Source organism: Paraburkholderia sp. J94 (genome assembly GCF_905220285.1).
In the GTDB taxonomy this organism is placed as follows: domain Bacteria; phylum Pseudomonadota; class Gammaproteobacteria; order Burkholderiales; family Burkholderiaceae; genus Paraburkholderia; species Paraburkholderia tropica_A.
Map to the genome: position 1 here is coordinate 166,793 of NZ_CAJMZH010000007.1, position 18,593 is coordinate 185,385.

Annotated in this window: 20 protein-coding genes; 15 read left to right on the forward strand and 5 right to left on the reverse strand. The window is 67.3% G+C overall.

Annotated features, from left to right (window positions below; translation table 11 throughout):
- Window position 1 precedes the first annotated feature (1 nt).
- On the forward strand, window positions 2-499 hold the full coding sequence (locus tag U4Y88_RS16690; protein ID WP_321785143.1) for an STM2901 family protein: 498 nt from the start codon (window positions 2-4) through the stop codon (window positions 497-499).
- A 13-nt stretch (window positions 500-512) separates the two neighbouring features.
- Window positions 513-860 carry a DUF1493 family protein gene (locus U4Y88_RS16695; protein WP_321785146.1) on the forward strand — a complete coding sequence of 116 codons (348 nt, stop codon included), beginning with the start codon at window positions 513-515 and terminating at the stop codon, window positions 858-860.
- 27 nt (window positions 861-887) lie between these two features.
- On the opposite strand, the gene U4Y88_RS16700 is transcribed toward U4Y88_RS16695, so the two are convergent.
- Together U4Y88_RS16700 and U4Y88_RS16705 are read right to left on the reverse strand one after the other, a co-directional pair.
- Window positions 888-1,892: an acyl-CoA dehydrogenase family protein gene (locus U4Y88_RS16700; protein ID WP_321785148.1), complete on the reverse strand. Its 1,005-nt coding sequence runs from the start codon at window positions 1,890-1,892 to the stop codon at window positions 888-890.
- Between the two features lie 182 nt (window positions 1,893-2,074).
- Window positions 2,075-2,263, reverse strand: a complete 189-nt coding sequence (locus U4Y88_RS16705) for a hypothetical protein (protein WP_321785150.1) — start codon at window positions 2,261-2,263, stop codon at window positions 2,075-2,077.
- Between the two features lie 575 nt (window positions 2,264-2,838).
- On the opposite strand from U4Y88_RS16705, the gene U4Y88_RS16710 reads away from it, so the two are divergent.
- From U4Y88_RS16710 to U4Y88_RS16745, 8 genes are all read left to right on the forward strand, one after another.
- Window positions 2,839-3,450: a hypothetical protein gene (locus U4Y88_RS16710; protein WP_321785152.1), complete on the forward strand. Its 612-nt coding sequence runs from the start codon at window positions 2,839-2,841 to the stop codon at window positions 3,448-3,450.
- Window positions 3,451-3,751: 301 nt separating this feature from the next.
- Window positions 3,752-4,987 carry an ABC transporter substrate-binding protein gene (locus U4Y88_RS16715; protein WP_321785154.1) on the forward strand — a complete coding sequence of 412 codons (1,236 nt, stop codon included), beginning with the start codon at window positions 3,752-3,754 and terminating at the stop codon, window positions 4,985-4,987.
- Between the two features lie 132 nt (window positions 4,988-5,119).
- Entirely contained in the window at window positions 5,120-6,355 is a 1,236-nt protein-coding gene (locus tag U4Y88_RS16720; protein WP_310631942.1) for an ABC transporter substrate-binding protein, read from the forward strand.
- Between the two features lie 46 nt (window positions 6,356-6,401).
- Window positions 6,402-7,274, forward strand: coding sequence for a branched-chain amino acid ABC transporter permease (locus U4Y88_RS16725; protein WP_224008842.1), 873 nt, complete (start codon window positions 6,402-6,404; stop codon window positions 7,272-7,274).
- Window positions 7,275-7,287: 13 nt separating this feature from the next.
- Window positions 7,288-8,313, forward strand: coding sequence for a branched-chain amino acid ABC transporter permease (locus tag U4Y88_RS16730; protein WP_321785156.1), 1,026 nt, complete (start codon window positions 7,288-7,290; stop codon window positions 8,311-8,313).
- Complete coding sequence (locus U4Y88_RS16735) at window positions 8,300-9,028, forward strand: ABC transporter ATP-binding protein (RefSeq protein ID WP_310633752.1); 729 nt, start codon at window positions 8,300-8,302, stop codon at window positions 9,026-9,028. The genes U4Y88_RS16730 and U4Y88_RS16735 overlap by 14 nt, the downstream gene beginning before the upstream one ends.
- Window position 9,029: 1 nt before the next feature.
- Entirely contained in the window at window positions 9,030-9,731 is a 702-nt protein-coding gene (locus U4Y88_RS16740; protein WP_224009061.1) for an ABC transporter ATP-binding protein, read from the forward strand.
- 110 nt (window positions 9,732-9,841) lie between these two features.
- On the forward strand, window positions 9,842-10,507 hold the full coding sequence (locus U4Y88_RS16745) for a M24 family metallopeptidase (protein WP_224008837.1): 666 nt from the start codon (window positions 9,842-9,844) through the stop codon (window positions 10,505-10,507).
- Window positions 10,508-10,553: 46 nt separating this feature from the next.
- Here the strand turns inward: U4Y88_RS16745 and U4Y88_RS16750 are convergent, their stop codons facing one another.
- Window positions 10,554-11,444 carry an XAC2610-related protein gene (locus U4Y88_RS16750; protein ID WP_321785158.1) on the reverse strand — a complete coding sequence of 297 codons (891 nt, stop codon included), beginning with the start codon at window positions 11,442-11,444 and terminating at the stop codon, window positions 10,554-10,556.
- A 92-nt stretch (window positions 11,445-11,536) separates the two neighbouring features.
- A complete protein-coding gene (locus tag U4Y88_RS16755) occupies window positions 11,537-12,571 on the reverse strand; it encodes a helix-turn-helix transcriptional regulator (protein WP_310633748.1) in 1,035 nt (344 codons plus the stop codon).
- A gap of 405 nt (window positions 12,572-12,976) precedes the next feature.
- Here U4Y88_RS16755 and U4Y88_RS16760 point away from each other — a divergent pair, with 405 nt between their 5' ends.
- From U4Y88_RS16760 to U4Y88_RS16780, 5 genes are all read left to right on the forward strand, one after another.
- Window positions 12,977-13,270, forward strand: a complete 294-nt coding sequence (locus tag U4Y88_RS16760) for a hypothetical protein (RefSeq protein ID WP_321785160.1) — start codon at window positions 12,977-12,979, stop codon at window positions 13,268-13,270.
- Between the two features lie 379 nt (window positions 13,271-13,649).
- A complete protein-coding gene (locus U4Y88_RS16765; protein ID WP_224008829.1) occupies window positions 13,650-14,675 on the forward strand; it encodes a 2-keto-3-deoxygluconate permease in 1,026 nt (341 codons plus the stop codon).
- Window positions 14,672-16,129, forward strand: coding sequence for a four-carbon acid sugar kinase family protein (locus U4Y88_RS16770; protein WP_321785162.1), 1,458 nt, complete (start codon window positions 14,672-14,674; stop codon window positions 16,127-16,129). The genes U4Y88_RS16765 and U4Y88_RS16770 overlap by 4 nt, the downstream gene beginning before the upstream one ends.
- A complete protein-coding gene (pdxA, locus tag U4Y88_RS16775) occupies window positions 16,126-17,124 on the forward strand; it encodes a 4-hydroxythreonine-4-phosphate dehydrogenase PdxA (RefSeq protein ID WP_224008825.1) in 999 nt (332 codons plus the stop codon). The genes U4Y88_RS16770 and pdxA overlap by 4 nt, the downstream gene beginning before the upstream one ends.
- A 124-nt stretch (window positions 17,125-17,248) precedes the next feature.
- Window positions 17,249-18,034 carry a DeoR/GlpR family DNA-binding transcription regulator gene (locus U4Y88_RS16780; RefSeq protein WP_321785164.1) on the forward strand — a complete coding sequence of 262 codons (786 nt, stop codon included), beginning with the start codon at window positions 17,249-17,251 and terminating at the stop codon, window positions 18,032-18,034.
- Window positions 18,035-18,049: 15 nt separating this feature from the next.
- Here the strand turns inward: U4Y88_RS16780 and U4Y88_RS16785 are convergent, their stop codons facing one another.
- The gene (locus U4Y88_RS16785; protein WP_310633745.1) at window positions 18,050-18,418 is read right to left on the reverse strand and encodes a nuclear transport factor 2 family protein; all 369 of its coding nucleotides are present in this window, start codon (window positions 18,416-18,418) and stop codon (window positions 18,050-18,052) included.
- Between the last annotated feature and the right edge of the window lie 175 nt (window positions 18,419-18,593).

Sequence of the window (18,593 nt, forward strand, 5' to 3'; positions counted from 1 at the left end):
GATGAATGAATACGAGCACCTCATAGCGAATGCGCCAGGGTTACCCGCGGCCGTTTACCGTTACGAAGAACACGATCACCTGACGCCACAGGCGCTCTTTTTCTGCGTGATGGTCGAGGAAACCTGCAAGGCGTTAGGCGTGGAGGACATTGCGGCGGTCATCGCGATACTCGCGGGCCAGCCGGTACTGCCGACTCGCGGAAAATTCGGTGGCGCCACAAAAGGAACGTCCATCGCATCCCGCGTGAGCCGTGCGTTGCTCGATTACGACTTCGAGCGGAACATCCTGCCTACGCTCACGAATGCGTCAATCCTGAAGTTGCGCTTTCGCATGGTCAATAATCTTGGCGTATTCGTTGGCCGATGGACGCCCCTGATCGGCTGGTCGATGACCACCTATGATGTCGTCAAAATTGCTGTGCTTACGCTTGTTCACTATAACCAGCTTGTCAATCCAGAGGATCGAATCAACGATGCAACCGCGGGAAGTTTCGGCTGAGCTGGAAGCGTTCGTGCGCGGCGAGATCGGCTGGTCTCCGAAAAAGCCATTAAAGGCTTCCGATGCGCTCGAAGGCGATCTCGGCGTGACGGGCGACGATGCCGACGATTTCATGGACGCATTTTCGAAGCGCTTTCATGTCGAGCCCGGGGACTTCGATTTTCATCGCTACTTCGAAATGGAAGGGCTGCCGATCTGGCCGTTTTCCATTTTGACGAACTGGTTGCATCGGCGCTGGGGTATCCCGCAATACGACAAGCGCGAGCCGCTGACCCTCGCCATGCTTCAGCGGGCAATCGCGCTTGGCGTCTGGGACACCGAACGGCTGCGTGAGCCGCAAGCGCGGCGCGAAACGAAATAAGCCCGACGGCGCGTACCAGCGAGCCCCCTAATGCGCCGCCGTCGCCACCTCATCCAACGCATCGAAAATCCCGCTCGTGTCTTCGGCGATCCCTTGCGAGCGGCCTTGCGTGTGCGTGCAGACGATTTCGTCCCAGAACGTTTCCGAGCCGAATTGCAGACGCTGCGCGTGCAGCCGCCGCGTAAACAATTGCAGATCGAACGCGGGCACGATGCCGAGCGCGCCGGCGAGGCCATGCGCGCCGTTGGCGACCAGCGGCGCGGCGCGGCTCGCGCGCGCCTTGGCGATCGCGCTTGCGAGGCGCTGCTCGCCGCTGCGATGCGCGGCGCAGCCCTGCTGCGCGGCGGCGCGCGTGGCGGCGACGTGTCCGGCGATGGCGTCGAGCTGGCGTTGGGTGGCGTCGCGCGCGGCCTGGGCGGCGGACGACGGCGTGCTCTCGCGCACCCACGCGGTGGTCACGTCGAGCACGCGCTGCATCGCGCCCGCCATCGTGGCGGCCGTGATCATCGCGCCCAGTTCGGCGATGCTGCACGCGGGCAGCGCGCGCGCCGAGCGCGTGCTGAAGCAGACGGTGGCGTCGAGCCCGTCGCCGTGCTTCTCCACGCGCGCGGTGTCGAGCGGGACGAGCCAGACGCCCTGGGCGTTTTCGACCACGACGGCGTCGGCGACCTGTCCGTAGGGCACGAAGGCCGTGCACTGCGAGGCGTCGGCGATAGCCAGCGCGATCGGGCCGCGTGGCGCGTCGAGGCGCGCCGCCGCGAGCAGATGGCGCGCGATCATCGTGTGCGCGGCGGGCAGCGGCAGCGCATGCTGGCCGAACGCGAACAGCACGCCGGCGGCGGCGGCGAGCGGCAGGTCCGCGCCGCCTTGCGCGCGCGGCACGAGCGCGTCGAGCAGGCCGCGTTCGTCGAGCTGGCGCCAGAGCGCGTGACCGGCGCGGCGGTCATGCGTCGTTTCAACGCCGCGCACGAATTGCGGCGTGCAGAGATCGGCCAGCACGGACTGCGCCGCGCGGGTGAGCGTGTCGTTCATGGTGTTTGCCTCCGCATGGAGCGCGCCGAGCGGCGCGAGGCGCGAACGCGGGCGCTCGTGACGGCTGCGTTCGGGCTTGTCGGGCGAACCTGTTGAACCGGGCAAAGCGGCGCGCGACGTGCTGGAGCACGTAGAGGCGCAGCGCGCCGCATCGAAGACGCCGGACGAGTGCGACTGGCGCGTCATGGCCGGGCCTGGGCGCAAGGGCGGCGCAGCGCGAGCGTCATCGCGCGCGTCGGCGCGAGGCAGGCTTCGTCATCCGGGCGGCGACACGTGGAATACGTGCGAAACGTGCGTAGGCCCAGGCCTGCGTCGGCGTCGTGCGCCTGCGCGTTGCGGCCAGGCTGCTGCGCATCGTGCGCGGTGTTCATGTGTCGTCCTCCTGAAGTCTTTGTCTCGCGCCACGCGAGCGAGCGCGGGCTGCGCAGAGCGGTTTCGCGCCGATGGCGAAGACGCGCTCGAAATCCGCTCTGATTCTAGAAGCGCCTTCCAGGTGAGGCAACCCGAAAAAAACCCGAGATTTACGCGCTTATTCGCTCGGCGATTTTTTTACGCCTTTTTTTTCAGGCCTCGCCGCGTTGATTCGAAACGGGAAATCGCCCGCTGGGCGTGGGCCTCGCGCGCCGGCTTGGGGGTATACGCCAGGCGTCGCCGCGCGGCGGGACGCTTTGTTCCGCTTGGCGAATCAGTTCATTGCCGGAACCGAAATGCCGGGCCACGCATCGATCAGGCGCGGTGCGATTGCATCGCGATGAACACCGCAAACGCAGCGCCCGCGCCGCTGCCACGGCGGAACAGTTGCGTATGCAAGTATCGAACGGCATCCGTCTGGACGGCGGGCATGCCGACGACGCGATTCACCGGTGGCGTTCCGTCCCCGACTCGCGCCCTGGCCGACACAATCCGGTGTTACCCTGCATGCCTCCACGCATTCCGAGGCCGTCCGTTGAAACGTATTACCGCCCTGTCGCTGCTGGTTTCGGCCAGTCTGTTGCACGCCGCCGCGCAGGCGCAGGAGTCGTCCGCGAGCGCCGCACCGCCGTTGCCCGACGAGATCGCGCGCCAGTTGCCGAAGGGCGAGACCGTGATCACCTATGCGGCCGGCCAGCTCACCGATTCGCCGCGTACCGACTATCTCGTCGCCGTGCACGGCGCGGGCGATTCGCGCGAGCAACCGACGCCGCGTCCGCTGCTGATCTTCGTCCAGAAGCCTGACGGTCATTACCGGCTGGCGGCGCGCAACGACGTCGTCATCATGCGCGCCGACGACGGCGGCCAGTGCGATCCCTTCAACGACAGCGCCGACGGCCTCGTCATCAAGGATCGTTACTTCACGGTGCAGAACGAAGTGGCGTGCGGCGCGCACTGGACCGACTACATCACGTTCCGCTTCGATCCGAAGCGTCAGGACTGGATCTTTCACAAGGAGATCTCGCAGGCCTGGCGTCTGAACGACAAGCCCGACGGCGACGCGCTGATCGCCGATCCCGCCACCGTGAGCAACGCCGATCCGAAGCGGCCGGTCACGTTTTCGGCGTGGCGTCCGCACGAGCCCTGAGCGAGTAAGCGCCACCACGGCGCGGGTTTTCCCGTAGACCGTCCCGAGCGCGCTCTCCCAGCGCGAGCATAGGGACAAATGCCGACTTCCACCGCGCCGAACGCTGGCTTCTCCGAAAACAAATTGTTAGCTTTCGGGCAGTCACCCACACTGGCACCTGCCCGATAAGTCCGATCGACCCGCGACAGCGCCAAGGCGCGTCAGCCGGATACCGATCGCGGTCAATTGATTCGTCATCCGAATCATTGTTCGAGGCAGACAAGAAAGACCTCGTAAAAAGCCTGAAGGCCACGGAGGAGACATGACTCGCATCATCAAGCGGCCCATCGCGCCGCTAACCCGCGGCCAGAACGCCGGGCGTCCGCGCGCACGCGCGCTGTGCTGTGCGCTCGCCCTGGCGCTCGGCGGCGCGTTCGCGTCCGCTGCCGCGCAGGCCGCCGAATGGAAAGTGGGCGTCGAGTTGCCGCTGACCGGTCCGCTCGCGCAAGCCGGCACGGAGATGTATCGCGGCATCCAGGTGGCCGCCGACCTCTACAACCGCCGCCATCCGCAAGACAAGATCACGCTGGTCGCCGTCGACGACGAATCGAATCCCGCCAAGGCCGTCGCCGCCGTCGAGCAGCTCGCCTCGCAGCATGTGGTGGCCATTGCGGGCGCGGCCAATTCGAATTGCGCGGGCCCGGCGTCCGAAGCGGCGAGCAAGGCGGGCATCGTCTACGTGACCTCGGGCGGCACCAGCGACGACATGGTCACGCGCGGCCTCAAGAACTTCTTTCGCGTGAGCAACACGCCGGGCTACACGAAGGGCATGACGGGCCTGTTCGACTCGCTCGGCGTGAAGTCGGTGGCCATTCTCTATTCGACGAAAGACGCCACCAGCGATCTCGCGCGCCAGCTCGATGCCGCGCTCAAGGCGAAGGGCGTGAAGACGTATCTGCACGCCTACGATCCGTCGATCAGCGACTTCAAGCCGCTCATCAACAAGGTCAAGCTGCAGGACAAGCCCGACGCGCTCGCGATGCTCGGCTACGAGAACGACTACGTGGGCATTCTGCGCGCCGCGCGCGTGCTCAAGCCCGACCTCAAGGCGATTGCTGCGCCGTGGGCTTTCGCGAGCCCGAAGATGGCGCAGTCGTTCCCCGATCTCGTGCCCAACGTGTATGGCGCGACGGTGCTGGCGTCGCCGGCCGATTACCGCTCGGCGGATCAGCGCGATTTCTCGGAGACGTATCAGCGCCTCTTCAAGACCGTATCGAACTATCAGTCGCAGACCTCGTTCGTCTACGCGCAGGTTTTGTTCGACGCGATCGCGCAGGCGCAGAAGGCCGGCACGCTCGACAAGGGCGGTCTTGCCGATACGCTGCGCGCCACGCAGCGCGACGACACCTTCCTCGGCAAGGTGAGTTTCGATGCGCGCGGCGACAACCCGCACTACGTCGCGCACATGGGCCAGTTCGCGCGCGACGGCAAGCTCGCGCTGGTCTGGCCGCAGCAGGTGGCGACCGCGAAGCCCGCGTATCCGGGCGTGCCGTGGTGAATCGTCACCGATAAAAAGTAATCGGGTATCCGAAATAAAAAAAGCGCGCACTACAACCATCACGACGCGCAACGACCGACGCGCCCACGCACAGGGCGCGCATGAAACCATAAAAGCCGGTTTGGAGGCACGATGGATCGCAGCACTGCACACAACGCTTCTCGCCAGCGGCGCGCCGGGTCGGGCGCCGCGATCCGCTTTTTCGTCAACCTGAGCGTCAGCGCGCTCACGCTGCTGGGCGCCACGCCCGCCGCGTTCGCGGAAGTCCTGCCGGTGGGCGTCGAATTGCCGCTCACCGGTTCGATGGCGCGCGCGGGCACGGCGCAGCTCGAAGGTATCAAGGTGGCCGCCGATCTGTTCAACAGCGGCAAGCTCGGCGGCACGGGCAAGCACAAGGTCGCGCTCACCGTGCTCGACGACGAGGCGCAGCCCGCCAAGGCCGTCTCCGCCGTCGAAAAGCTCGCCTCGCAAGGCGTGCTCGCGATCACGGGCGGCTACGGCTCGAACTCGGTCAGCCCCGCCTCGGAGGCCGCCGACAAGGCCGGTCTCGTCTACATCACCTCGGGCGCCGTGGACAGCGGCATCACCTCGCGCGGGCTCAAGCGCTTCTTCCGCGTCGGGCCCGCGTCGGGCTATTCGAAGGCGATGCTCGGGCAGCTCGACGCGATGGGCGCGAAGTCGGTGTCCATCGTCGCTTCGACCAAGCAGGCGACTGCCGACGTGAGCAACGACGTTGCCACGAAGCTGCGCGCGCAGGGCGTGAAAGTGACGCTGCACATGTTCGAGCCGTCGATGACGGACTTCAAGCCGCTCGTCAACAAGATCCGCCTGCAGGACAAGCCCGACGTGATGCTGATGATCGGCTACGAGAACGATTACATCGGCATCCTGCGCGCGGCCAAGGTGCTCAAGCCGCAGCTGAAAGCGGTGATGGGCGCGTGGTCGCTCGCCACGCCGAAGATGGCCGGCGAATTCCCGGACCTCGTCAACAACGTGATCGGCTGCGCGATGCTGCCGCATCCGGCGCAGTTCGGCTCGGCCGAGGGCAAGGCCTTCGTCGATGCCTACGTGGCCGCGTACAAGAAAGAGCCCGATTACGTGGCCGAATTCGCGTTCGTGCAGTCGGTGCTGCTGTTCAACGCGATGGCGCGCGCCGCCGACGCGGGCACGCTCAAGAAGGACGGCATCGCCGCCGAATTGCGCGCGAAGCCGCAGGACACGCTGATCGGCAAGGTCAGTTTCGCGGCCAACGGCGACAATCCGTCGTTCGTCAACAACATGGCGCAGATCCAGGGCGACCGCATCGTGCTCGTGTGGCCGAAGGAACGCGCGACCGGCAAGCTCAATTATCCGGCGCTGCCGTGGTGAGCGCGCGCATCGCGCTTCGTGTGCTGTTATCGAAAGGGAGATCGCGATGAGCGAACTCGTGTTGCAGTCGCTGTATTCGGGCGTGCTCGTGGGCGGCGCGTATGCGCTCGTCGCGCTCGGGCTCGCGCTGGTGTTCGGCTCGATGCGCATCATCAATCTCGCGCACGGCGAACTCGTGCTGCTGGCCGCGTATATCGCCTACACGTTCGAGACGCGCCTCGGCATCAATCCGGTGTTCGCGATTCCTGTGGCGATTCCGGTGGTGTGCGCGGCGGCCGCGCTCGCGTGGTATCTGGTCAGCCGCATCAAGCGCGACCGCGAGCTGAATTCGCTGATCCTCACCTACGGCATCGGCATCGTGCTGACCAACGCCGTGCTGCTGGGCTGGGGCGCCGACGTGCGCTCGACCAACGACGCCTGGCTCCAGGACAGCGTGATGCTCGGCAATCTGCTGTCGATGCGCAGCGAGGTGCTGTCGTTCGGCATCAGCGTGCTGCTGATGCTCGCGCTCTGGTGGTGGCTGACGCGCTCGTGGTACGGGCGCGCGGTGCGGGCGATTTCGAGCAACCGCGACGCGGCGCGCCTGATGGGCATCGATCCGCGCAAGGTGGAACTCGTGTCGTTCGTCGTCGCGGGCGTGCTGGCGTCGTGCGCGGGCGTGTCGATCTATGCGTCGAGCGCGGTGCAGCCCGCCATCGGCGAGGCGTTGACGGTGAAGGCCTTCATCATCACCGTGCTGGCCGGCGTGGGCTCGATTCCCGGCGTGCTCGCGGGCGCGCTGCTGCTCGGCGTGGCGGAGGCGCTCACGGTCACGCTCGCGAGTTCGGCGCTGCAGGAACTGGCGGGCATGCTGCTGTTCCTGGTCGTGCTGTACGTGCTGCCCAACGGCCTGTTCGGCGTGGCGAAAAGACGGGGATAAAGGGGCAATTGCAATGAACACCACCACCAACAACCCCGGCGTGGCGGCCAACGTCGCCGCGCGCGCGAAGCCGGGCTGGTCCGCGCAGCGCATCGCCGTGCTCGCCGTCACGCTCGTCGTGCTCTACGCGGCGGTGCCGCTCGCGCTCGGCCAGAACCTCTATCTGATGAGTCTCGCGGTCGCCTCGCTGACGATCGCGGGCGTCGCGCTCGCGTGGGCGCTGCTCGGCAATCTCGGCGGCATGGTGAGCTTCGGGCACAGCGCGTTCTTCGGCGTGGGCTCGTACATCTCCGCGCTGCTCACGATGAAGGCGGGCTGGCCCGTGTTTCCCGCGATGCTCGCGGGCGGCGTGGGCGCGAGCGTCGCCTCGCTCGCGATGGCGCCCGCGCTGCGCCTGAAAGGCCCGTATTTCGCGCTGGCGATTCTCGCGTATGCGCAGATCTTCCGCATCGTCGCGACGGAGTGGTCGGGACTCACGGGCGGCGCGAGCGGCCTCTCCAGCATTCCGGCGTTGCCGACACTGCTGGGCGTGGACTTCGGCAGCAAGAGCGGCGGCTATGTCGTGATCCTCACGCTCGTGCTGGTTTTCGCGCTGCTCTACGCGAAGCTGCGCGGCTCGAACGTCGGGCTCGCGCTGCGCGCGATGCACGAATCGGAGGACGCCACGCGCGTGGTCGGCGTCAACAGCGTGATCCTCAAGCTCGCGATGCTGATGCTCTCCGCGCTCATGACGGGCCTCGTCGGCGCGTTCAACGCGCACTACATCAACTTTCTCGAACCCGACTACGCGTTCAACGCGAGCTGGGCCGTGGTGCCGATCATCGCGGCGATCTGCGGCGGCTATCGCACGATACTCGGGCCGCTGGTGGGCGCGGTGTCGGTCTATCTGATCGATCAGCTCGTGCTCAAGAGCCTCTTGCCGACGGGCCATCAGATCGTGCTCGGCATGCTGCTGGTGGCGATGATCATCGTGAGTCCCGCGGGGCTGACCGCGCTGCGCTTCAAACGGACCGGACGAGGTGCTCATGCAGCAGGCTGAACTGGAATTGAAGGACGTGTCGATCCGCTTCGGCGGACTCACGGCCGTGAGCGGCGTCTCGCTCACGCTCGGCACACACGACGTGGTGGGCCTCGTCGGCCCGAACGGTGCTGGCAAGACCACGCTGTTCAACGCGATCTCGGGACTCGTGCGGCCCACGAGCGGTGCGATCCGCTTCGAGGGCATCGACCTGCTCAAGACGCCGCTGTACCGGCGCGCGCGACTCGGCATCGGACGCACGTTCCAGGTGCCGCAGCCGCTGCACGAACTCACGGTGCGCGAGAACCTGATCGTCGCGCAACGCTTCGGCGCGGGCCGCGTGGACGAGGCGCGCATCGACGAGATCCTCGACTTCATGGGGCTCGCGGGCAAGGCGCAGCGCGACGCCGCGACCGAACTCGCGCTCACCGAACTGAAGGCGCTCGAAGTGGCGAAGGCGCTGGCGACCGGACCGAAACTGCTGCTGCTCGACGAAGTGCTCGGCGGCCTGGAGACGGCCACCAAGCGGCGCTTCATGAAGACGCTGATCGACGTGCACGAACGCTATCGTGTAGGCATCCTGATTATCGAGCACGACATCGAAACCGTGATGAACCTGTGCCGCCGCGTGGCGGTGCTCAATTTCGGCAAGCTGATCGCCGACGGTCCGCCCGCCGAGGTGTTCCGCGATCCTGAAGTCGTGCGCAGTTATACGGGGGAGGCCGCTCATGCCTGAGATGCTGGAAATTCGCCACGCGCGCGCGGGCTATGGCGCGATCAACGTGCTCTGGGACGTCTCGCTCGCGATCGCGAAGGGCGAGGTGACGACGATCGTCGGGCCGAACGGCGCGGGCAAGACCACGCTGCTGCGCGCGATCATGGGGCTCGTGCCGCTCGCGCACGGCGAAATCGTGTTCGACGGCGCGCCGCTCGCGGGCGTGCCGACGTGGGACATGGCCCAGCGCGGCATCGCGATGGTGCCGGAAGGGCGCATGATTTTTCGCGACATGTCGATCGAGGAAAACCTCATGCTGGGCGCGTTCGCGAAGTCGCGGCGCGCGGGCGCGGCGCAGCAGCTCGAAGAAGTCTACGGGCTGTTTCCGCTGCTCAAGGAGCGCCGCGCGCTGCCTGCGGGCACGCTCTCGGGCGGCCAGGCGCAGATGCTCGCGCTCGGGCGCGGGCTGATGTCGTCGCCGCAACTGATGCTGATCGACGAGCCTTCGCTGGGCCTCGCGCCCGTGATGGTGCAGGAAGTGTTCGCGATTCTCGAACGGCTCAAGGCGGCGGGGCGCACCATCGTGCTCGTCGAGCAGAACACGCATATGGCGCTGCGGCTCGCCGATCAGGTCTATCTGATGCAGGGCGGCAAGGTCACCTTCGAGGCGCGCGCGCAGGACGTGAACGTCGACGAACTGCACGACATGTATTTTGCCCGCTGATTTCGCTCGCTGAACCCGGGCGCTCTGCGCGCGCGATGCCGCCCATGCGATGGACATGCGCCGCATCGCGCGATATATTCGAAAAGATATATCGAAGCGGAGAGACCACGGTGAGCACGGCAACGAGCCCGAAAGAAGCGGTAGGCAGCAAGTATGTGAAGGAGCGGATGCAGGCGGCGCGCGAGCGCACCTGGGAAGTGATCGAGCGCGTGGCGCCGCGCATCGTGCCGGGCATGCGCGAGTCGGAGGCGGTGGCGCTGTGCACCGCAGAGATGAAAGCACTGGGCATGGACCGCATCTGGCATCCGACCATCGTGCGCTTCGGGGAGAACACGCTGCGCATTTTCAAGGAGCGCTCGGTGGGCGATCCGGTGCTCCAGGCCAACGACATCTTCTTTCTCGATCTCGGCGTGGTCTGGGACGCGCACGAGGGCGACTCGGGCGCGACCTTCGTCGTCGGCGACGATGCTGAGATGCAGGCGTGCGCCGCCGCCGCGAAAACGCTGTTCGACGAAGTCGAGCAGCACTGGCGCACGACGGGTTCGGCGGGCACGGCGCTCTATGCGTTCGCCGAGGAGCGCGCACAGGCGCTGGGCTGGCGTCTGAATCTCGACATCAAGGGCCATCGCGTCTCGGACTTTCCGCACGCGATTTATCGCGCCGGCGATCTCGGCGACTTCGATGCGTGCCCGAACACCGGCCTGTGGATCCTCGAAATCCAGATCGCGCATCCGACGAAACCGTACGGCGCGTTTTACGAGGATTTGCTGGTTTGAATTGAAGCGCGAAGGCGCGGGCGGGTGACGCCGCGCCTTTGCGCTCTCAGGGCGTCGCGGCCGCTTCGCTGACCGCGACCCAGCCCGTCACCGCGCGCGCTTGCGGGTTGCCGCGTGGACGGGTGTAACGCACCTTGAGCCAGCTGCCGTCGTCGCTGACGTCTAGCACGTCGAGGATGTCGCCGGCCACCACGTAGCGCTTCGTCGGCGTGTCTTGCGCGCGCTCGTGCAAGGGCAGGCGCGCGACCTTCACCTTCATCGTGGCCTTGCCGCCGCCGTAGACCTGCGCCTCCCGCGCGACGACGTGGCCGGTTTCGTCGTAAGTGATCAGGATCGAGTCGGGCCCGCTGTCCTCGGGCAAGCCGAACAGCGCGTTGACTTCGTCGGGCAAGGGCGCGTCCGCCTGGTACAGATAGAGACGTCCATCGGCGCGATAGCGCCAGGCGTCGGTGTACCACATCGGGCCGCCGCGGCACGAACTGTTCAGCACGTGGGTTTTCGGGTCAGGCGAGATGTTCAACAGGCCGTCGCAGTTGCCGTTCGGACCTTTTTCCGAAGCCATGCGCAGCGGCTCGAAGCGGCGCTGGGCGTCGTCGTAGAGAAAAATCTGGTATTCGCGGTTGACCTGGCCGAGCGTGGCTGCGAAGGACAGGTCGCGATGGCCGTCGAAGTTGTAGTCGGCGCTTTCGATGCCGAAATGGCCGTCTTCGTCGACTGCCTTTACTTCCAGCGTCTGCGTCGCGCCGTCGGGCAGGATGCGCACGCGTACGTGCGTGCCGTCGATGCGCGTGATCTGCGCGCGTGTGGTGTCGTCGATCTTGATCGTTGTGGCCGCTTGCGCGGCGGACGCCGGCTGAGCCGCGCCGCCCAGCGCGCAGCCGGCCGCGAGCGCCAGCGCGAGGCGGCGCACCGGGGCGAGTCGTGTCGAATTGGTCATGAATAGGTGCGTGAGAAGTGCGTGAGATGCGGGAGCGCGACGATTGTAAATGCGCCCGGCGCGCAAGTGCCGCCGTCGCCCGCCCGCGCCCCTCAAGCCTCCGCGCGCCGCAACTCCACCACCCGCGCGCGCATGTCGAGCGGGCTCATGCCGAACGCGCGCCGGAACGCGCGCGTGAAATCCGACGCGCTATTGAACCCCAGCCCATACGCGATCTCCGTCACGAGCAGATGCGGAAAGCGCACCAGCTCGTCGGCGGCCTCGCGCAGACGGCGATGGCGGATATACGCGCCCAGCCCGCCTTCCTGCTCGAACCAGCGATAGATCGTCGCGCGCTTCAGTTGCAGCGCCGCGACCACCGCGCTCGGCGTGAGATCGCCCTGATGCAGGTTCGCATCGACGTAACGGCGCACCTGGGCCATCACGGCGGCCTGCGCGGCGGCGCGTCCGCGCTCGCTGAGGCGCGCCTCGCCGCGATACGCGGACACCAGCAGCTGCGCGGCGACCTGCATGGCTTCGGTGGCCTGCGCGGCGTCGAGTTGCGGCAGGGTGTCGGCGAGCGAGAGCGCGTGGGCGAGGCTCAGTTGCGCCATCGGCGTCTGCGGCGCGATGCCGAGGCCGTGAATCGACTCGGCATACGGCAGATCGGCGTCGACGATTTCCTGCGGCACGAACAGGCTCAGCACGCGGCAGGCGGGCCGCACGACGTGGAACGGCTGATTCATGTCGATGGCGACGATGCGCGTGGCCGATTCGTCGGCGCTGCGTTTTCGGCGCATGCCGGTGGTGAGGCCCGCGTCGCCCTGCACGTAGAGATGGAAGGCGTAGTCGCGCCGCCGGTCGGTGGAGACGCGCGCGACCGTGCGCTCCATGACCAGCGTGTCGGTCGTGCAGTCGGTAAACGAGAACGCGCCCGTCGCGTAGCGGTCGATCTCGCCGCGAAAGCCGGCTTCGAGCTGGCGGTTCGACGGCACCACGTCCACCACGTGCCCGACGCGCTCGCGCCACGCGAGCAACTGCTCGCCGCGCGCGTGCGCGTGCGTGTCGAAACGGCTCGTCGCGAGGACGGCGCCGTTGCTGCTGACAGGTTCGCGGGCGAGTTCGCCCGGGGCGGGTGGTGCGTTCACGGCTGAAAAGGGCGGCGTGTCAGGGCGATCGAGTTGGGATCTGGCATTGATCTCAGTCAGCGGATGCTCGTGAGACGGACGGTCAAGCCTACCAAACATTACGGGATATTGTTGTACGACAAATAGCCGGTTTAGCGCCGGTTTCCAGCCGTGTTCGGGGCATTGCGCCGGGCCGGGCGCAAGCCGCGCGACGCCGATACGGCGGGCCCGGGGAAACGGCCCGCATCGGCGCTGATCCGGCCGCGCCGGAACGCACGACCAGGACGATCAAAGGCAACCATGAGCACGAGCGAGACCCCTCGGAAACCGCCGAAAGGACCGACGCAGACAACGAAAGCGGCAACGCAGACGGCAACGCAAGCGGCAAAAAAAACGGCAACGAAAACGGCAGCGCAAGCGAGCGGCTTGCTGCCCGCGCGACTCGCCGATGCGCAACTCGATCACGTCGAGCGCATGTTGCAATTCCTCAGTTCCGCGGCGGCAGGCAGCGCGACGCATGGCATCGACCCCGAATACTGCCGCAAGCGCTTGCAGACGCTGGAGCAGACGCACGACCTCGTCGTCAGCCAGCGGCTGCGCATCGCCAGGCTGCTGCAACTGCTGGAGCGCGCGAGCGGCGCGCAGGCGAACGTGCTCACCAGCGCCGACGCCGATCCGGCTGCGCGCCTCGTCGCGCCGCGCGGTGTGTTCGCGCCCTGACGCGGTCGCCGTGAATCGGCCTTGAGCGGGGAACCGCGCCGATCCACGCCGATATCTGCCGATAACTGCCAGCAAGCGCCGCTAAAACCCCGCCACACCCCAATCCACACCGCCGCGCGCCGCCCCGACGGCAGCGCCGTTCCCTTCGCTTTATCCTTCAAGCCGCGCCACGCGGCCGCGCACGCTCGCGCGTGCGCGCATCGTCCCCAATTTGATCGTTTTAATCATTCGTTTGATCGAATTGCGCAAATCAGAGCACGCGTTTACACTCCGCCATGATCGTTTCAATCAAAACAGTGAGCAAACCGATCAAAACGCTCAAACCGGGCGCGTCGGCCCGAGCCGTGCGCCGATCGGATCATCATTGAGGAGACTCCCCATGGCTCAGATTCCCATCAAGCGTTCGATCGAGCGCGTTCCCGGCGGCATGATGATCGTGCCGCTGCTGCTCGGTTCGCTCGTCGCGACCTTCGCGCCCGGCATGCCGAAGTTCTTCGGCTCGTTCACGAACGCGCTGTTCACCGGCGCGCTGCCGATCCTCGCCGTGTTCTATGTGTGCATGGGCGCGAGCATCGACGTGAAGGCCACGCCCTATCTGCTCAAGAAGGGCGGCGCGCTGTTCGCGACCAAGGTGGGCGCGGCGATCCTGGTCGGCATCGTCATGGGACATCTGCTCGGCGAGCAGCCGATCGCGTCGGGCCTGTTCGCGGGTCTGTCCACGCTGGCCGTGATCGCGGCGATGAACGACACCAACGGCGGCCTCTATATGGCGCTGATGGGCCAGTACGGCCGCTCGGAAGACGTCGGCGCGTACACGATCATGTCGCTCGAATCGGGCCCGTTCCTCACGATGGTCACGCTCGGCGTGGCGGGGCTCTCGGCGTTTCCGTGGCAGACCCTGGTCGGCAGCATCCTGCCGCTGTGCGCGGGCATGCTGCTCGGCAATCTCGACCGCGAAATGCGCGCCTTCCTCGCGCGCGCCGTGCCGGTGATGATTCCGTTCTTCGCGCTGGCGCTCGGCGCGGGCCTCGATCTGCACAAGGTCTGGCAGGCCGGTTTGCTCGGTATCGGGCTCGGCATCGGCGTGGTGATCGTGACGGGCATTCCGCTGTATTTCGCCGATCGCGCGACCGGCGGCACGGGCGTCGCCGGTGTGGCGGCGGCGAACACCGCGGGCAATGCGGCGGCGGTCCCGGCGCTGGTGGCCGCGGCCAATCCGGTCTACGAACCGGCCGCGCAGAGCGCGACGCTGCTGGTGGCGGCGGCCGTGGTGGTCTCGGCGATCGTCTCGCCGGTGCTGACCGCGTGGGTCGCCAAGCGCGCCAACGCGCGTCTCGCGAAGCGCGGCGAGGCATCGTCCGCCGATGTCAGCGCCGCCGGTGACGCGAAACGGGTCGCGCAATGAAGCTGCTGATCATCGCCGACGATCTGTCCGGCGCCGCCGACTGCGCGATTGGTTTCGCCAACGCGGGCCATCGCACGCTGGTGACGCTCGACGCGTCGCGCGCGGTGGAAGTCGCGAACGACAACGCGAACGGCAGCGCGCACGACGGCGCCGATGAACACGCGCCGCGCGACGCCGACGTGATCGCCGCCGACACCGACACGCGCCGCCTCACGCCCGCCGACGCGGCGGCGCGCACGGCGCACGCGTTCGAAGCGCTGCGCGGCGCGGCCGCGTCCCGGCGCAAGCTCTACAAGAAAATCGATTCGACGCTGCGCGGCAACTGGGCCGCCGAAGTCGCGGCCTTGCAGGCGCGCGCGGGCCTTGCGATCGTCGCGCCCGCGTTTCCTGCGACAGGCCGCACGGTGCGCGACGGCGCGCTGCTCGTGCACGGCGTGCCGCTCGCGCAGACCGACACCTGGCGTCTCGAACACGCCGACCGTCCCGCCGACATGGCCGTGATGCTGGCGGCGGCGGGCCTGCGCAGCGAGCGCTTCGACGCCGCGACGCTGCACGCCGACCCGCGTGCGCTCGCGCGCCGCGTGGCGCTGATCGTGGCGGAAGGCGAAGAGGGCGCGCAGGCGCTGATCGTCGATGCCCAAAGCGCCGACGATTTGCGCGAACTCGCACGCGCCACGCTCGCGCTCGACAGCGCGTTCTTCTGGGTCGGCTCGGGCGGTCTCGCGCGCGAACTCGCGACGCTGGATGCGCCGCAGGCTGTGACGCAAGACTCGCCGCAAGCCGATATCGGCGAAGCACCCGCGCGCGATCTCGGCGGCAGCGGTGCCGGTCCGATTCTGGTGCTGGTCGGCAGCCTTTCGGCGGTCGGCGAGCGCCAATGCGCGGTCCTGCGCGAGCGCGCGGGACTCGCGGAACTGATCGTGCCGCCCGCCGTCCTGCGCGCGGGCGAGACGCACGCGCACTGGGCGCAATGGGGCGCGCGCATCGGCGCGACGCTGGCGGCGGGCGAAGATCTGCTGCTGCGTATCGGCCGCGACGACGCCTTCGATCCCGCCGAGGGCGCGCGTTTGTCCGCGCGGCTCGCCGCGCTCGTCGCGCCGCATTTCACGCAGACCGCCGGGCTGATCGCGACGGGCGGCGAGACCGCGCGCGCGATGCTCGACGCGGCGGGCATCGGCAGCCTGCGCCTGATCGCCGAGATCGAAGCGGGCGTGGCGGTCGCGCGTCCGCATGCGCCGGCGCGCGCGCACCGGCCTGCCGTCGTCACGAAGGCGGGCGCGTTCGGCACCGAACAGGCGCTGTACGCGGCGTGGCTGCATCTGCGCGGCACGCCGCATGAAGCGACGCAAGCAAACGAACAAAGCACCGCACGCAGCACCGAACAAAACAGCACAAAACACGAGCCAACGGCGCCGGACGCCGGCGCGCTCACTGCACCATCGAGGAACGTATGAGCACCTATATCCCCGTCATCGGCATCACGATGGGCGACGCCGCCGGCGTCGGCCCCGAAGTCGTCGTCAAGAGCCTGACGCACGCGCAGGTCTACGAACAATGCCGTCCGCTCGTGATCGGCGACGCGCGCCGGCTTGAGCACGCCATCGTCATCTGCAAGCTCGACATGGACGTGCGCCGCATCGCCGATCCGTCCGAAGCGCGCTACGAGCGCGGCACGATCGACGTGATCGACCTCGAACTGATTCCCGAAGACCTGCCGTTCGGCGAGCTTTCGCCGCTCGCGGGCGACGCCGCCTACCGCTACATCGCGCGCGCCGTCGAACTCGCGCAGGCGAAGCAGATCGACGCGATCTGCACCGCGCCGCTGAACAAGGAAGCGCTGCACGCGGGCGGCCACAAGTATCCGGGCCACACGGAAATGCTCGCGCATCTCACGGGCGTCGACGAAGTCTCGATGATGCTGGTCGCGCCGCAACTGCGCGTGATTCACGTGACGACGCACATCGGCATCATCGACGCGATCCGCAAGATCGAACCCGGCCTCGTGCAGCGCACGATCGAGCGCGGCAACGCCACGCTCGTGAAGGCGGGCATCGCGAAGCCGCGCATCGGCGTGTGCGGGATCAATCCGCACGCGGGCGAAAACGGCCTGTTCGGCTATGGCGAAGAGGAAGAGAAGATCATTCCGGCGGTCAAGCTGCTGCAGGAGCGCGGTCTCGACGTGACCGGCCCGCTGCCCGCCGACACGCTGTTCTTCCGCGCGGGCCGCGGCGACTTCGACCTCGTGGTGGCGATGTATCACGACCAGGGCCACGGCCCCGTGAAGGTGCTCGGCCTCGAAGCGGGCGTGAACGTGACCGTGGGTCTCGAAGTGATCCGCACCTCGGTCGATCACGGCACCGCGTTCGACATCGCGGGCAAGGGCGTCGTGGACGAAGGCAGCATGCTCGAAGCGCTGCGCCAGGGCGCGGAACTGGCGACGCGCCGTTAAGTGAGCGCCGTTAAGTGAGCGCCGTTAAGTCGCTAAGCGCCGCGTCGCTCACATGGGCCGCGCGGCCCGGCGCGCACGTGCCATCGTGTAAGATCGCCGGGTTCCCGCAGCTCACTTTTTAGCAATGAAAGCGTCCGACCGTCACCGCGCCATTCTCGAACTCGTGCAGACGCGCGAGGCCAACGTCGAACAGTTGACGGAGGCGCTGGGCGTGTCGGAGGCCACGATCCGCCGCGATCTCGCGGTGCTGCACAAGCAGCGCCGTCTCGTGCGCACCTATGGCGGCGCGACCGCGATGGTCGGCGTGCACGAGCCCGAGGCCTCGCTCGAGGAACGCAAGGCGGCGCAGCGCGAGCAGAAGGAGCGCATCGCGCTGGCGGCGGCGGCTCACGTGCGCGACGGCGACACCGTCATGCTCGACGGCGGCACCACCTGCGCGGCGCTCGCGCGTCATCTGCTGGCGCGCAGCGATCTGCATGTCATCACCAACAATCTGCTCGCGGTCACCACACTCGCGAACGCGCCCGGCATTGAAGTCACGCTGCTCGGCGGCGATTTGCGCAGCTCCAGCATGAGCACGCTCGGCCCGCTCGCGGAATTGCTGCTCACGCGCGTGAGCGTCGATACGGCCTTTCTGGGCGCCGATGGCGTGGTGGCCGAATTCGGCCTCTGCGAAGCGAGCGCGCAGCAGGCGTCGCTCAAGGCCTGCATGATCCGGCGCGCGGCGCAGGTGATCGTGCTGGCGGACTCGGACAAGCTCGGCCGCGCGCGCCAGCAGCACTGGACGCCGATCGAGCGCGACTGGCGTCTGATCACGTCCGCGAGCGCGAGTGAATCGGCGCTCGCACCGTTTCGCGCGCTGCGCGGCGTGGAGGTGGAAGTGGTGGACGGGGTGGACGCGCAGGACTAGCGCCAGGTTGCGCCCTCAATCGTGGTGGTAAGTCTTGTTGACGATCTTCCAGCCATCGTCGAATTCCACCAGCGTCAGATAATCCGTGAAGCGCAAGCCCTGATACAGCGTGGCCGTCTTGACCGCCGCGCTGCGGCCCGTCACGTCCACGGCGACGATGCGCATGTCGAAGGGCTCGCCGTTTTCCGAAGGCTTGTCCATGCCCTCGATTTCCACGATCCATTCGTCGAGCGACTGGCGATAAAAGTCGCCGTGGTAATAGCCCCAAAGCTGCGCGTGCGGATCGAACGCCGCGCGCAGACGCCGCGCGTCGCCCGTGTGCATGCCGATGAAAAAACGCTCGATCGTCGCGGCAATCTGGGCGAATGTGTCGCCGGTTTCCATGTCCGTCTCCCTGATCGAGCGTGGCGATGCTTTAACAGCATCGCGGCGATGCGCCGTGAATCGGCGATCGTTCAAGCATAGGAGGCGGTCTCGCGAAGTCAAGCAATCGTAAGGTGGAGATTCGACGCTGCCATCGATCGAAAACGCGAAACGAATCACGCGGATTCGCATCGAT